The sequence below is a fragment of the Mycobacterium gallinarum genome, from assembly GCF_010726765.1.
In the GTDB taxonomy this organism is placed as follows: Bacteria; Actinomycetota; Actinomycetes; order Mycobacteriales; family Mycobacteriaceae; genus Mycobacterium; species Mycobacterium gallinarum.
Map to the genome: position 1 here is coordinate 1,053,567 of NZ_AP022601.1, position 13,212 is coordinate 1,066,778.

At 65.5% G+C, this 13,212-nt stretch carries 14 protein-coding genes; 8 read left to right on the forward strand and 6 right to left on the reverse strand.

Annotation, left to right across the window (positions count from 1 at the left end; all coding sequences use genetic code 11):
* The first annotated feature begins 1 nt into the window (after window position 1).
* The 4 genes from G6N42_RS05285 (at window position 2) to G6N42_RS05300 (ending at window position 4,974) form a co-directional block, all read left to right on the forward strand.
* Window positions 2-1,654, forward strand: coding sequence for an ABC transporter substrate-binding protein (locus G6N42_RS05285; RefSeq protein ID WP_163727039.1), 1,653 nt, complete (start codon window positions 2-4; stop codon window positions 1,652-1,654).
* Entirely contained in the window at window positions 1,621-2,181 is a 561-nt protein-coding gene (locus tag G6N42_RS05290) for an adenine phosphoribosyltransferase (RefSeq protein ID WP_434059564.1), read from the forward strand. The genes G6N42_RS05285 and G6N42_RS05290 overlap by 34 nt, the downstream gene beginning before the upstream one ends.
* Before the next feature lie 135 nt (window positions 2,182-2,316).
* A complete protein-coding gene (locus G6N42_RS05295; protein WP_232076483.1) occupies window positions 2,317-4,629 on the forward strand; it encodes a RelA/SpoT family protein in 2,313 nt (770 codons plus the stop codon).
* Window positions 4,630-4,680: 51 nt separating this feature from the next.
* Entirely contained in the window at window positions 4,681-4,974 is a 294-nt protein-coding gene (locus G6N42_RS05300; protein WP_163727048.1) for a DUF4333 domain-containing protein, read from the forward strand.
* Between the two features lie 12 nt (window positions 4,975-4,986).
* Here the strand turns inward: G6N42_RS05300 and G6N42_RS05305 are convergent, their stop codons facing one another.
* Both G6N42_RS05305 and G6N42_RS05310 read right to left on the reverse strand, forming a co-directional pair.
* A complete protein-coding gene (locus G6N42_RS05305) occupies window positions 4,987-6,018 on the reverse strand; it encodes a peptidylprolyl isomerase (protein ID WP_163727050.1) in 1,032 nt (343 codons plus the stop codon).
* Complete coding sequence (locus tag G6N42_RS05310) at window positions 6,015-6,893, reverse strand: peptidylprolyl isomerase (protein WP_174262017.1); 879 nt, start codon at window positions 6,891-6,893, stop codon at window positions 6,015-6,017. The genes G6N42_RS05305 and G6N42_RS05310 overlap by 4 nt, the downstream gene beginning before the upstream one ends.
* A gap of 102 nt (window positions 6,894-6,995) precedes the next feature.
* Here G6N42_RS05310 and G6N42_RS05315 point away from each other — a divergent pair, with 102 nt between their 5' ends.
* Window positions 6,996-7,658 carry an MBL fold metallo-hydrolase gene (locus G6N42_RS05315; protein ID WP_163727053.1) on the forward strand — a complete coding sequence of 221 codons (663 nt, stop codon included), beginning with the start codon at window positions 6,996-6,998 and terminating at the stop codon, window positions 7,656-7,658.
* Window positions 7,658-8,923, forward strand: coding sequence for a histidine--tRNA ligase (gene hisS, locus G6N42_RS05320; RefSeq protein WP_163727056.1), 1,266 nt, complete (start codon window positions 7,658-7,660; stop codon window positions 8,921-8,923). The genes G6N42_RS05315 and hisS overlap by 1 nt, the downstream gene beginning before the upstream one ends.
* 38 nt (window positions 8,924-8,961) lie before the next feature.
* Here the strand turns inward: hisS and G6N42_RS05325 are convergent, their stop codons facing one another.
* On the reverse strand, window positions 8,962-9,504 hold the full coding sequence (locus tag G6N42_RS05325) for a hypothetical protein (RefSeq protein ID WP_163727057.1): 543 nt from the start codon (window positions 9,502-9,504) through the stop codon (window positions 8,962-8,964).
* Between the two features lie 59 nt (window positions 9,505-9,563).
* Here G6N42_RS05325 and G6N42_RS05330 point away from each other — a divergent pair, with 59 nt between their 5' ends.
* Window positions 9,564-10,553, forward strand: a complete 990-nt coding sequence (locus tag G6N42_RS05330; RefSeq protein WP_163727061.1) for an amidohydrolase family protein — start codon at window positions 9,564-9,566, stop codon at window positions 10,551-10,553.
* A 7-nt stretch (window positions 10,554-10,560) separates the two neighbouring features.
* Here the strand turns inward: G6N42_RS05330 and G6N42_RS05335 are convergent, their stop codons facing one another.
* From G6N42_RS05335 to G6N42_RS05345, 3 genes are all read right to left on the reverse strand, one after another.
* Window positions 10,561-11,637 carry an MBL fold metallo-hydrolase gene (locus tag G6N42_RS05335; RefSeq protein WP_163727064.1) on the reverse strand — a complete coding sequence of 359 codons (1,077 nt, stop codon included), beginning with the start codon at window positions 11,635-11,637 and terminating at the stop codon, window positions 10,561-10,563.
* 2 nt (window positions 11,638-11,639) lie between these two features.
* Window positions 11,640-12,167 (reverse strand): hypothetical protein, encoded by a 528-nt coding sequence (locus G6N42_RS30900; protein ID WP_174262018.1) that lies wholly within the window; start codon window positions 12,165-12,167, stop codon window positions 11,640-11,642.
* Window positions 12,168-12,267: 100 nt separating this feature from the next.
* Entirely contained in the window at window positions 12,268-12,606 is a 339-nt protein-coding gene (locus G6N42_RS05345) for a hypothetical protein (RefSeq protein WP_232076082.1), read from the reverse strand.
* A 319-nt stretch (window positions 12,607-12,925) separates the two neighbouring features.
* Between G6N42_RS05345 and G6N42_RS31125 the strand changes: the two genes are divergently transcribed.
* Window positions 12,926-13,195 carry a lipoprotein LpqH gene (locus G6N42_RS31125; RefSeq protein WP_232076083.1) on the forward strand — a complete coding sequence of 90 codons (270 nt, stop codon included), beginning with the start codon at window positions 12,926-12,928 and terminating at the stop codon, window positions 13,193-13,195.
* Window positions 13,196-13,212 lie beyond the last annotated feature (17 nt).

Here is a 13,212-nt window from a genome sequence, read left to right on the forward strand (position 1 = left end):
GATGATCGCATGGAGCCGGCGCGTGGCTGCTCTGGTGGCCGCACTGACGGTCGGCGCTGCGGGCCTGTCGGCGTGTTCGCGTGGCCCGGCCGCCAGCATCGACTTCGCGGTGGACGGCATGCTGACGACCTACAACACCAATACGGTGGCCGGTGCGGCATCCGGTGGTCCGCAGGCGTTCGCGCGGGTCCTGACGGGTTTCAACTACCACGGTCCTGACGGCCAGATCGTCGGCGATCACGACTTCGGCAAGATCTCGGTCGTCGGCCGCGCGCCGTTGATCCTCGACTACGAGATCAACGCCGCCGCGGTGTACTCCGACGGCAAGCCGATCACGTGCGACGACATGGTGCTGGCGTGGGCGTCACAGTCGGGACGGTTTCCCGGGTTCGATGCCGCCAGCCGTGCCGGGTACACCGACATCGCGTCCGTCGACTGCGCTCCGGGCCAGAAGAAGGCGCGGGTTTCCTTCGCACAGGACCGCGCGTTCGTCGACTATGGCCAGCTGTTCGCCGCGACGTCGATGATGCCGTCGCACGTGCTCGCCGATGAGCTGGGGCTGCCCGACGGCGGCGTCACCACCGCGATCACGAACAACGACGCGCCGGCGGTCGACCGAATTGCCAAGGCGTGGAACACCACCTGGAACCTGACGCCGGATATCGACATCAAGAAGTTCCCGTCCTCGGGGCCGTACAAGCTCGATTCGGTGACCGACGAAGGCGCCGTCGCGCTCGTCGCCAACGACAAGTGGTGGGGGGCCGCGCCGGTCACGTCCAGGATCACCGTGTGGCCACGTGGCGCCGACATCCAGGACCGCATCAACCAGGGCGCCTACGACGTCGTCGACGTGGCGGCTGGTTCGTCGGGCACGCTGAACCTGCCCGACGATTACGTGAGGACCGACGCCCCGTCCGCGGGCATCGAACAGCTCATCTTCGCCCCCCAGGGCCCGATGTCGCAGCCGCCGGAGCGGCGCGCGCTCGCACACTGCACTCCGCGCGACATCATTGCCCGCAACGCCCAGGTTCCCATTGCGAACGCGCGGCTGAACCCCGTCACCGAGGACGCGTACAGCGCCGCCGAAAGCGCCGTCGAGGGCGGCAGGTTCACCGTCGCCAATCCCGAGGCGGCGCGGGCCGCGATCAACGGACGGCCCTTGACCGTCCGCATCGGATACCAGAGCCCCAACGCCCGGCTCGCCGCAACGGTCGGCACCATCGCCAAGGCGTGCGCGCCTGCGGGCATCACGGTGCAGGATGTCGCCACCAACGAAACGGGCCCGCTCACTTTGCGCAACAACGAGATCGACGTCCTGCTCGCCAGCACGGGTGGCGCGGCGGGCAGCGGATCGTCGGGGTCCAACGCCATGGACGCCTACGATCTGCATTCGGCCAACGGCAACAATCTGTCCCGCTATTCCAACGAGCGCGTCGACGGCATCATCGCGGCGCTCGCGGTGACGTCGGACCCCAAGGAGCTGTCCCGGCTGCTCGGGGAAGGCGGATCGATCCTCTGGACTGACATGCCGACCATTCCGCTCTATCGTCAGCAGCGGACCGTACTCACGTCGAAAGACATGTACGCGGTAAGTAGCAGTCCTACTCGATGGGGCGCGGGATGGAACATGGATCGTTGGGCTCTGGGCGGGTGACGGATCAGGACATCTCGATGCTCGTCGCGTCGCTGATGAGGGAGGTGCCCGATTTTCCCGAGCCTGGTATCCAGTTCAAGGATCTGACCCCCCTGCTGGCCGACGCGCACGGCCTGGCCAAGGTCACCGACGCTCTGGCGGAGACCGCGGAGGGCGCCGACCTGGTGGCGGGTATCGACGCGCGCGGCTTCTTGCTGGGCGCCGCGGTCGCATTGCGGCTCGGGATCGGGGTCCTGGCGGTGCGTAAGGGCGGCAAGCTGCCACCGCCAGTGCACAGCGAGACCTACCAGCTGGAGTACGGCTCGGCGACGCTGGAGTTGCCTGCCGACGGCATTGACCTCGACGGGCGCAGGGTCGTCATCATCGACGACGTTCTCGCCACCGGCGGCACGATGGCCGCGACGGAGAAGCTGCTTCGGCGCTGCGGTGCGATGGTCCCGGCCGCCGCCGTTGTGCTCGAACTTTCGGCGCTGAGCGGGCGTGAGGTGCTCGAACCGCTGCCTGTGACGTCGCTGCTGATGATCTGAGTCGTATTCTCGAAGTCTGAGCGTTTCGAAAACGCGCGATGACCGCGCGTGTTGAGCAGGCGGGAGGTGACCATGGCTTCGGACGGAGAAGCTCCCGGCACGGGCCAGGCCGTGCAGTCGCCCCCGAATGCGCAGATGACCGAGACGCAGCCGATGGAGATTCCCAAGGCGGATTCCGCGAAGGCGGCAACGAGTGCCTCGCGCCGGGTGCGGGCCCGACTGGCGCGCCGAATGACGGCACAGCGCAGCACCCTAAACCCGGTGCTGGAACCGCTGGTCGCGGTCCACAAGCAGTTCTATCCCAAGGCCGACCTGACACTGCTGCAACGCGCGTATGAGGTGGCCGACGAACGGCACGCCGATCAGTTGCGCCGCTCCGGTGACCCGTACATCACCCATCCGCTGGCCGTCGCGAACATTCTGGCTGAGCTCGAAATGGACACCACGACGCTGATCGCGGCCCTGCTGCACGACACCGTCGAGGACACCGGCTACACCCTCGAGCAGCTCATCGAGGAGTTCGGCACCGAGGTGGGCCACCTCGTCGACGGCGTGACCAAACTGGACAAGGTCGCACTGGGCACCGCGGCCGAGGGCGAGACCATCCGCAAGATGATCCTCGCGATGGCCCGCGATCCGCGGGTGCTGGTGATCAAGGTCGCCGACCGGCTGCACAACATGCGCACGATGCGCTTCCTGCCGCCCGAGAAGCAGGCGGCCAAGTCCCGCGAGACGCTGGAAGTGATTGCGCCGCTGGCACATCGACTCGGTATGGCGAGCGTCAAGTGGGAGCTCGAGGATCTGTCGTTCGCGATCCTGCATCCGAAGAAGTACGAGGAGATCGTGCGGCTGGTCGCCGACCGGGCGCCGTCGCGCGACATCTATCTGGCCAAGGTGCGGGCCGAGATCAACGCGACGCTCACAGCGTCGAAGATCAACGCGGTGGTGGAGGGCCGCCCGAAACACTATTGGTCGATCTACCAGAAGATGATCGTCAAGGGCCGCGACTTCGACGACATCCACGATCTGGTGGGTGTGCGGATCCTCTGCGACGATGTGCGTGACTGCTATGCCGCTGTGGGCGTGGTCCATTCGCTGTGGCAGCCGATCGCCGGCCGGTTCAAGGACTACATCGCCCAGCCACGGTTCGGTGTGTATCAGTCGCTGCACACCACCGTCGTCGGACCCGAGGGCAAGCCACTGGAAGTGCAGATCCGTACCGTCGACATGCACAAGACCGCGGAGTACGGCATTGCGGCGCACTGGCGCTACAAGGAAGCCAAGGGCCGCAACGGACTTCCGGCGACCTACGCCGCCGCCGAGATCGACGACATGGCCTGGATGCGTCAGCTGCTCGACTGGCAGCGGGAGGCCGCCGACCCCGGCGAGTTCCTCGAGTCGTTGCGCTACGACCTGGCTGTCCAGGAGATCTTCGTGTTCACCCCCAAGGGCGATCTGATCACGCTGCCGACTGGGTCCACGCCGGTGGACTTCGCGTACGCCGTGCACACCGAGGTCGGTCACCGCTGCATCGGATCGCGCGTCAACGGCCGTTTGGTCGCACTGGAGCGCAAGCTCGAAAACGGTGACCAGGTCGAGGTTTTCACATCCAAGGCGCCCAACGCCGGCCCGTCTCGCGACTGGCAGACGTTCGTGGTCTCGCCACGGGCGAAGGCGAAGATCCGCCAGTGGTTCGCCAAGGAGCGGCGTGAAGAAGCGCTCGAAACCGGCAAAGACGCCATAGCCCGTGAGGTGCGCCGCGCCGGAATTCCGTTGCAGCGGTTGATGAATGCCGAACAGGTGGCGGCCCTGGCGCGTGAGTTGCGCTATGTGGATGTGTCAGCGCTGTACACCGCGGTGGGCGAAGGTCATGTATCGGCACGGCACGTCGTGCAACGGCTGGTCGCGCAACTCGGTGGTGACGAGGACGCCGCAGACGAGATCGCTGAGCGCTCGACGCCGGCCACCATGCCAGTGCGCCAGCGCCACACCGACGACGTCGGGGTGGCCGTACCCGGCGCGCCCGGGGTGCTGACCAAGCTCGCCAAATGCTGCACTCCCGTGCCCGGCGACATCATCATGGGGTTCGTCACCCGCGGCGGCGGAGTCAGCGTGCACCGCACCGACTGCACCAACGCGTCGTCGCTGCAAGACCAGTCGGAGCGGATCATCGACGTGCAGTGGGCACCGTCGCCGTCGTCGGTGTTCCTGGTCGCGATCCAGGTGGAAGCGCTGGACCGGCACCGGTTGCTGTCGGATGTGACCCGCGTGCTGGCCGATGAGAAGGTCAACATCCTGTCCGCGTCGGTGACCACCTCCGACGATCGCGTGGCGATCAGCCGATTCACCTTCGAGATGGGCGATCCGAAGCACCTAGGTCATCTGCTCAACGTGGTCCGCAACGTCGAGGGCGTGTACGACGTGTACCGCGTGACGTCCGCGGCGTGACGGTTTGCGGCAAAGATTCGTCCAAGCGTCAATTTCTGTCATAATTCGGCGATGCGCACCGCATTTGTGGCGACAATGGTCGCCGTCGCCCTGCTGATCGCCGGTTGCGGCTCAACCATCAAGCCCGAGGGCGCCGCGCAGTCCGTTGTTGATTTGGTAAAGAAGCAAACAGGCTTCGAGCCCAAAGACGTGAAATGTCCAGAAGGTGTCGAAGCCAAAGTCGGCGGCACTTTTGAGTGCAAGTTCACCGGGCCCGAGGGCACGGAGTACACCGCCGATATGCGGATCACGAAGGTCGATGGCGACGATGTCGAGTTCTACATCGAGACCAAGCCGAGCGGCTAGGCAGATGCAGCCTCAGTCCAGGCGCACCGATGCGATCGTCACCGTCTGCGCCGGCTTGCCGTCGTCGCTGCCGTCTGCCGTGCCTGCCGAGGCGATCTTGTCCAGCGCGGCCAGCCCTGTCTTGTCGATGGTGCCGAAGACGGTGTAGGTCGGCGGCAGCATCGAGTCGCGGTAGATGAGGTAGAACTGGCTGCCGTTGGTGCCCAACCCCGAGTTGGCCATCGCGAGTGTGCCGCGCGGGTACAGCCTCGGGATCTCCATCGCCGGGTCGGTCAACCGGAACTGGTTGGTCGGGTACTCGTTCGGGAATCGGTAGCCGGGCCCGCCCTGGCCCGTTCCTGTGGGATCGCCACACTGCAGTACGCCGAGCGCAGGGGTCGTGGTCAGCCGGTGGCAGGTCGTGTTGTCGAAGTAACCCTGCTGGGCGAGGCTGGCGAAGTTGTTGACCGTGCAGGGGGACTTGGCGTTGTCCAACTGCAGGCCGATACCACCGCGGTTGGTCGTGATGCTGGCACTGACCAATGCCGGCTGGGTCGGCACCCGTCCGGTGCGCGGCGGCTTGGCCGGCTTGCTCGCCGGCTCTGCTGTGGCGGGGTACTGACAGTTGGATCCGAGGGTCGCGGGCGGCTTGAACTCCGGCAGTGGCTGCGCGTCGATCGGCTGCGTCGGGGTCACGGTGTAGTCGGACGTCGTTCCGTCCAAGTCCTCGAGGCTACGGCCGACCGCGATGACGAACAGCACGCTCAACACCACCACGAGGATGGTGAGTGCGGTGATCAGGTAACCGATCACCAGGCCCGCGATGGCCAGGCCGCGGCCCTCTTCGCCGGTCTTCTTGATCTGTGACAGCGAGATGTGTCCGAACGCGATTCCGAGCGGCGCGAAGACGAACGCGCACACCAGCGATGCGACGGCCAGCGTGTTCGTCGGTTGGGGCTGCGGATAGCCGGCGTACACCGGCGGATAGCCGCCATACGGGGACGGCGGGTAAGCCCCGTACGGCGGTGGATATCCGCCGTAAGGAGCCGGTGGCGGGTTGGTCACGGATCCAGCTGCAGCTTGGTGATCTTGACCTCGGACTTCGGCGAACCGTCGGGAGCGCCGTCGGCCGTGCCCGCTGCGGCGATCTTGTCCAGCGTCGCGAGGCCCGTCTCGTCGATGGTGCCGAACACCGTGTAGCTCGGCGGCAGCTGCGAGTCCTTGTAGACCAGGAAGAACTGGCTGCCGTTGGTTCCTGGGCCGGCATTGGCCATCGCGAGCGTGCCGCGCGGGTACAGCACCGGCTCCGCCAGCGTTGGATCGTCGGGCTGGTACTGGTTCGTCGGATACTCGTTGGGGAACTGATAGCCGGGACCGCCGGTGCCCTGCCCGGTGGGATCGCCGCACTGCAGCACCGACAGCGAGTCCGAGGTGGTCAGCCGATGGCATGTGGTGTCGTTGAAGAAGCCCTGGTTCGCCAGGCTGGCGAAGCTGTTGACGGTGCACGGGGACTTGCCGTTGTCCAGCATCAGGCCGATATTGCCCTGGTTGGTCTCCATGCTGGCGCTGACCTCGGCGGGGTCGGTAGGCACTTTGCCCGTCCGCGGTGGCTTGACATCCTTGCTGGCCTTTTCCGCAGAGGCCGGGTATTGGCAGTCGTCGCCAAGACCGGCGGGTGCTGCGAACGCGGGCAGCGCGCCCGGCCCCGAGGGTGCTTCACTCGATGGGGTCGAGGTCTCGGTCGCGGCGGTGTTGTCGCTGTCCGAATCGCCCCTGGTGAGGATGACGGCAGCCGCGACCCCGCCGGCGATGACGAGCACGCCCACGACCGATCCGACGATCGTGAGGATGCGACGCTGGCGTTCCTTGGCCGCCCGGCGCTCCAATTGCCGCTCGAGTTTGCGCTTCGCTGTCGCCCGCCGTTGTTCGTTGGTCGGCACCGCCCGTGTCCTCCTCGTATCGATCGGTCGGCAACGAGTGTGCCAGGCGTTGCTGAGTGTGGCGTTGCGACCCACGTCATCGGGGATGGGAAACTGGGGACCGTGTTGGTCACCGGATTCCCGGCGGGCATGTTGGCGTGCAACTGCTACGTGCTGGCCCAGCGGCCTGGAGCCGACGCGATCATCGTCGATCCGGGCCAGCGGGCGATGATGCCGTTACGACGGATTCTGGACGAGAATCACCTGACACCTGCGGCGGTGCTGCTCACCCACGGTCACATCGACCACATCTGGTCGGCCCAGAAGGTGGCCGATATGTACGGCTGCCCGGCCTATATCCACCCCGAGGACCGCTTCATGTTGACCGACCCGATCAAGGATTTCGGGCCGAAGCTGGCCCAGCTGGCATTCGGGGCGCTGTTCTCAGAGCCGAAGCAGGTCATCGAACTGGACCAGGACGGAGACAAGCTGGAACTCGGGGATGTCACGGTGACGGTCGACCACACCCCGGGCCACACGCGAGGCTCAGTCGTGTTCCGCGTTTCCGAAGGGACCGATGAAGTGGTCTTCACCGGCGATACGCTGTTCCGGCAATCGGTCGGCCGCACCGACCTGCCCGGTGGCAGCGGGCGTGACCTGCTCGGCTCGATCGTGACAAAACTGTTGGTGCTCGATGACGACACCGTGGTACTACCTGGACACGGCGAGAAGACCACGATCGGATTCGAGCGCCGTAGTAACCCATTCCTCGAAGGCTTGAACTAGTGAGTGATTTTCAGGCGCCCAAGGGCGTCCCGGATTATCTGCCGCCCGACTCGGCGCAGTTCGTCGGTGTTCGCGACGGTCTGCTGGACGCGGCCCGCCGCGCGGGATACGGCGATGTCGAACTGCCGATCTTCGAGGACACCGCGCTGTTCGCGCGCGGCGTGGGGGAGTCCACCGACGTGGTGTCGAAGGAGATGTACACCTTCGCCGATCGCGGCGACCGCTCGGTGACGCTGCGGCCGGAGGGCACCGCCGGGGTGATGCGTGCGGTGATCGAGCACGGGTTGGACCGGGGCCCGCTGCCGGTCAAGCTCTGCTACGCGGGGCCGTTCTTCCGCTACGAGCGGCCGCAGGCCGGCCGCTACCGCCAGCTGCAGCAGGTCGGGGTGGAGGCGATCGGCGTCGACGACCCGGCATTGGACGCCGAAGTCATCGCGATCGCCGACGCCGGCTTCCGGTCACTGGGTCTCGACGGGTTCCGGCTCGAGATCACGTCGCTCGGCGACGACACGTGCCGTCCGCAGTACCGGGAACTGTTGCAGGACTTCCTGTTCAAGCTCGACCTCGATGAGGACACCCGTCGGCGCGCGGAGATCAACCCGTTGCGGGTACTCGACGACAAGCGCCCCAAGGTGCGGGAGATGACCAAGGACGCCCCCGTCATGCTGGATCACCTGTCCGACGTCGCCAAGCAGCACTTCGACACCGTCCTGGTACATCTCGATGCGCTGGGCGTGCCGTATGTCGTGAATCCGCGCATGGTCAGGGGGCTGGATTACTACACCAAGACCACCTTCGAGTTCGTGCACGACGGGCTCGGCGCGCAGTCGGGGATCGGCGGCGGCGGCCGGTATGACGGTCTGATGCGGCAGCTCGGTGGGAAAGATCTGTCCGGCATCGGTTTTGGTCTGGGTGTGGACCGGACGATGCTGGCGCTGAAGGCCGAGGGCAAGACCGTCGGCGGTACGGCCCGCGTCGACGTGTTCGCCGTGCCACTCGGCGAGCAGGCCAAGGTGACGCTGGCAGTGCTCGCTGCGCGGTTGCGTGCCGCGGGTGTGCGTGTCGACCTCGCCTACGGTGACCGCGGAATCAAGGGTGCGATGCGCGCGGCGGACCGCTCCGGTGCGTCGATAGCTCTGGTTGCCGGTGACCGCGATATCGAGGCGGGCACTGTTGGGGTGAAGAACCTCGCGACCGGTGAGCAGGTCGATGTCGTCATCGATGCCGTTCTGGCAGAGGTCCTTTCGCGGCTCAACCGGGCCTAGAGCGCGAAGACCTGCCCCTCGCGCCGAACGCCTCTGGCTCATCTTCCGTGCACGGCGTTGTCGAGCACTCTGTCGAGAGCGCCGATGCCACCCCTGAACACGTTGCCGCTCAGGAGAACACGCGTGCCGTACGGCGTCACCGCAACAATGCTTGCGGTCAGTCGCTGCGTGTGGCGCTCGAAGCGCACTTCGTCCAGGCGCGCGACGATCTCACCCCCACCGTCCCGGTACAGCCGGTTCTCACGGTCGAACACGGCGACCGGTACGTAGGCGCTCATCGGGGTCAGGCGTACGCGGCGAAGCGCCTCGCCCGCTGTGAGCATCGTCCGGAACGCCGCGATCCCCACGAGGAGAAGCGCCGCACCGATGACGGTCGACGGCAGCGACGGCGATCCGGTCAATTCGTAGAACAGCGATACGACACCGAAGCCGCCGAAGATCAGCGCCGCCATCGTCAAGACCAGGACCGTGATCTCCGTCGGCGCTTGCCCGCGGTCGATGACCAGCACATTGCGGCCCTGTTCGGCGATCACCAGAGCGCCCTGTTCGGCGAGGATCATCGGTTCCGAAGACGCGCTCATCGCCACCAGGATGCCCAATTCTCCGCGTAGGGTTGACCCGAACCGACCACGGAGGTGTCATGTCGCTGATCGCGCTCGAGGAGCATTTCGCCTGGGATCCGGCCAGCACTGACAACGTCGTGGGTTCGTGGCTGCGTACCAACAACCCCGTCGCCTACGACCGGCTGTACGACCGGGGTCCACTTCGAATCGAGCAGATGGACGCCGCGGGCATCGATTTCCAGATCCTGTCGTTGTTCGACCCCGGGGTGCAGGACGAGACCGATGTCGCCCGCGCGGTGGACCTTGCGCGCCGGGCGAACGATGACCTGGCCGAGTCGGTGCGTGCGAACCCGAGCCGATTCGGGGGCTTCGCGACGTTGGCGACGCAGGATCCGGACGCTGCTGCGGCCGAATTCGAGCGTGCGGTAACTGAATTGGGGTTGGTAGGCGGATTGATCAACGGACATTGTCAGGGACGCTACCTTGACGATCCGGCGTACGAAGACTTGTTCGGCTGTGCCGAATCACTGGGGGCGCCTGTTTATCTTCACCCGACGACGCCGCATCCGGCCGTGATGGACGCGTGGTTCGCACCGTATGTTGACGACGGTCTGCATTTGGCATCGTGGGGATTTGCCGCCGAGACGGGAACGCATGTGTTGCGGCTGATCTACTCGGGACTCTTCGACAAGTTCCCGCAATTGCAGATGATCATCGGACACCTAGGTGAGATGCTCCCGTTCGCCGCCTATCGGGTCGACCGGTATTACGGCCTCGGCGGGAGCGGCTCAGGCGACCGCCTGCAGCGTCTGCCATCGGAGTACCTGCGCAACAACTTTCACGTCACCACAAGCGGCAACTTCTGTCCGCCGGCCTTCGCGTGCACGCTCGAGGTGATGGGTGCCGACCGTGTGATGTTCTCGGTGGACTATCCGATGGACGACAATCAGGCCGGTGCCGAATTCCTGGCGTCCTATCCCATGGACGCCGTGACACGGGCGAAAGTCAGCTCGGGTAACGCGATAACGCTCTTCGGCGAGCGGATTCCGGCCGCGTTGGGCTCCTGAGGACCGGTCAGAGAGCGAACACCTGGCCGTCGCGCGCGACGGTGATCTCCCCAGAGAAGTTCTTCCCGATCTCATCGGTCCATTGGGAGTTGGGCAGATCGGTCGGCTCGTAGTGGCTCAGGATGACGTGCCCGGCATTGGCCGCGGCGGCCACCTCACCGACCTGCACGGCCGAGGTATGCGAACTCTTGAGGTAGTTCGGCGGGAACCTGTTGCCGTAGTAGGCGTCGTCGAGGCTGAACTGCGCCTCGTGCACCAGGATGTCGGTGTCCTTGGCCAACGTGATGAGGTTCTCGGATGTGGTGGTATCACCGGAGAACGTGACGGACACGCCGGGTTTCTTGAGATCGAAGCGCAAGCCGAACGCGGGGAAGACGTCGTAGTGGGACACCAGCGTCGCGGTGACCGTCACGTTGTCGTCCGACATCACCGGGAGCGGGGTGGTCTTCGGTGATCTGTTCTGGTAGTTGGCTTCTGGTGGCACCGCGATCTCGGCGACGGTGAACAGCTTCTGAAGGTCGTCGGTCCCCATGTCGCGGATGAAGATGTTGTTCGTGTAGGCGAACGCCTGCTGCAGCGACTTCGTCATCTCGGCCAGGCCCGGCGTCGGGCGCTCCGGGTCGATCGTCGCCGGATCGGCATTGCCGACCTGGCTGGGCGGCAACCCGCCAGCGGGACCCGGGCCGTACACCGTGACCGGCGCCTTGCCTTTGGACGCCGTATAGCCACCGGAGAACAGGAAGCTGCCGTAGTCGACGGTGTGGTCGGTGTGCAGGTGGGTGATGAACATGCTGCGCAGTTGGTCGAACTTCAGCCCGGCGTTCGTGAATGCGTTCAATGAGCCCAGGCCGCAGTCGATCTGGTAGACGTCGTCGCCGATCTTCAGCGCGGACGAGATCCCGGTCTTGTTGGGCACCGGGGGCGGTCCGGCTTGGACGCCGAGGGTGATGAGCGCGTTCTCCGGCAACGCCACCGGGGCCCTCGGGGTCGTTGACGGTGCTGATCCGCAGGCCGACGCGCCGAACGCCGCTCCGCCGACAGCCGTTGCGAACAGGGCGAGCGCGGACCGTCTGGAGACCTGCACGATCACCCGCCGCGGACGATGTTGGTGAGAACCTCGTCGACATTGCCGACACCACCGTCGAAAGGGTTGCCGCGCTTGAGAACTTTCACCCCACCGGGCGTCAACGCGACGAGTTTGGGCGAGCTGGAACCGATTTGCATCCTGCGCGCGAACCGCACCTGGTCCAGCGGGACGATGGCGCCGCCGCCGTAACTGAACAGGCCGAGCTTGCGGTCGATCACCGCGACCGAGCGGCAGTTGTGCAGCGGTTGGCTGCGGCGCCGCAGAATCGTGACGACCACGCGGTACAGCACCACCGCGAGCACGAGCCCCACCCCGATGAATATCGCGCCGAGCGTCGTCGAGGGGACCGCCGTGATGAGTGCGACCAGGCCGAACCCGCCGACGACGAGCGTCAGTATGCCGAGGACGAAAGCCGTCGTCGCGAGCGCGCCCGTGCACCGATCGAAGATGTTGACCCGACGGCCGTCGTCAGTGACGACAAGGCCGCCCGTGTCGATCAGAACTTTCACCTCGGTGGATGCGTCCATTCTGCACAGCATGCCTACTAACCACCGGGACCGACCGCGTTTGAACAGAAATCGTCGGCGTGTCTAATGAAACATGCTTTCTCGCGCTGGATGGCGGGCGTCAGCTCGGTGACTTCGCTCGACGAGATAGCGCGCCAATGGCGACTGTCAGGCCCATCATGAGTACTCCGACAATGGCCAAGGGGATACTCCCGAGCCTTCGGTCCTCCAATTCCATCTCACATAACCGGGTGTAGTTCGTGTCGGAAACCAGCTCGCCACGAACTCGAAAATTGGCGGCGCTAGCGTCGTCGTGGGACCGGGCTTCCGTCAGGTCAGGAGCCATCGCGCTGCCGCAGCTGATGATCTCCAGCTCCGGGGACACCGAAACGGGGACCACCAGGCCGCCGATCGCCACCAGCAGACCCACGAAGCCAGCGAACGCAATCACTATTCGCATTATCATGGGACATTCGTACCCGCTTGAGGATTACTCATACGTGGTCTCGACACCTCGAGCGCGCGCCCCGAACTTGTGCCGTGCGCACAGTATGTAGTGGTAGGGCTCGGGTACCACTCGACATGAGAAACAGACGATTGTCCCGGGCGGAGCGACATCGCAGGCATGTCACGGTGACCGTCGTAACGATGACCACGACACTCGCCGCGGGGGGATGCACGAGTGGGTACGAAGCGCTCGGCACCCACACTGCACGTGTCTTGATCAACGGCGGGGAAATCGATGATCGGCCGCCGTCAGTTGTGAACAGGTTCAGTGGGTGTGGTTCATCGAAAGTTTGGATCAGACCCCCGGCTTCACCGCGCAGGTACGCACCGGCGACACCATTCAGGCAGAGCTGGTGCGGATCGACAACCTCGGCGGCTTCACCGGCAGTGCCTGGAACGCCTCTGTCACCGTCCCCGCCGTCGAGGCCGACGCCGAGGTGACGAAAGGCACCTTCACCGTGACAGGAACCGCCGTGGGGTTCTATCACGACGATCCCGCTGAAACCGCCACCGCTACCTTCGAGATTCGAACCGACTGCTGAGTGATCAAAGCGTTCGC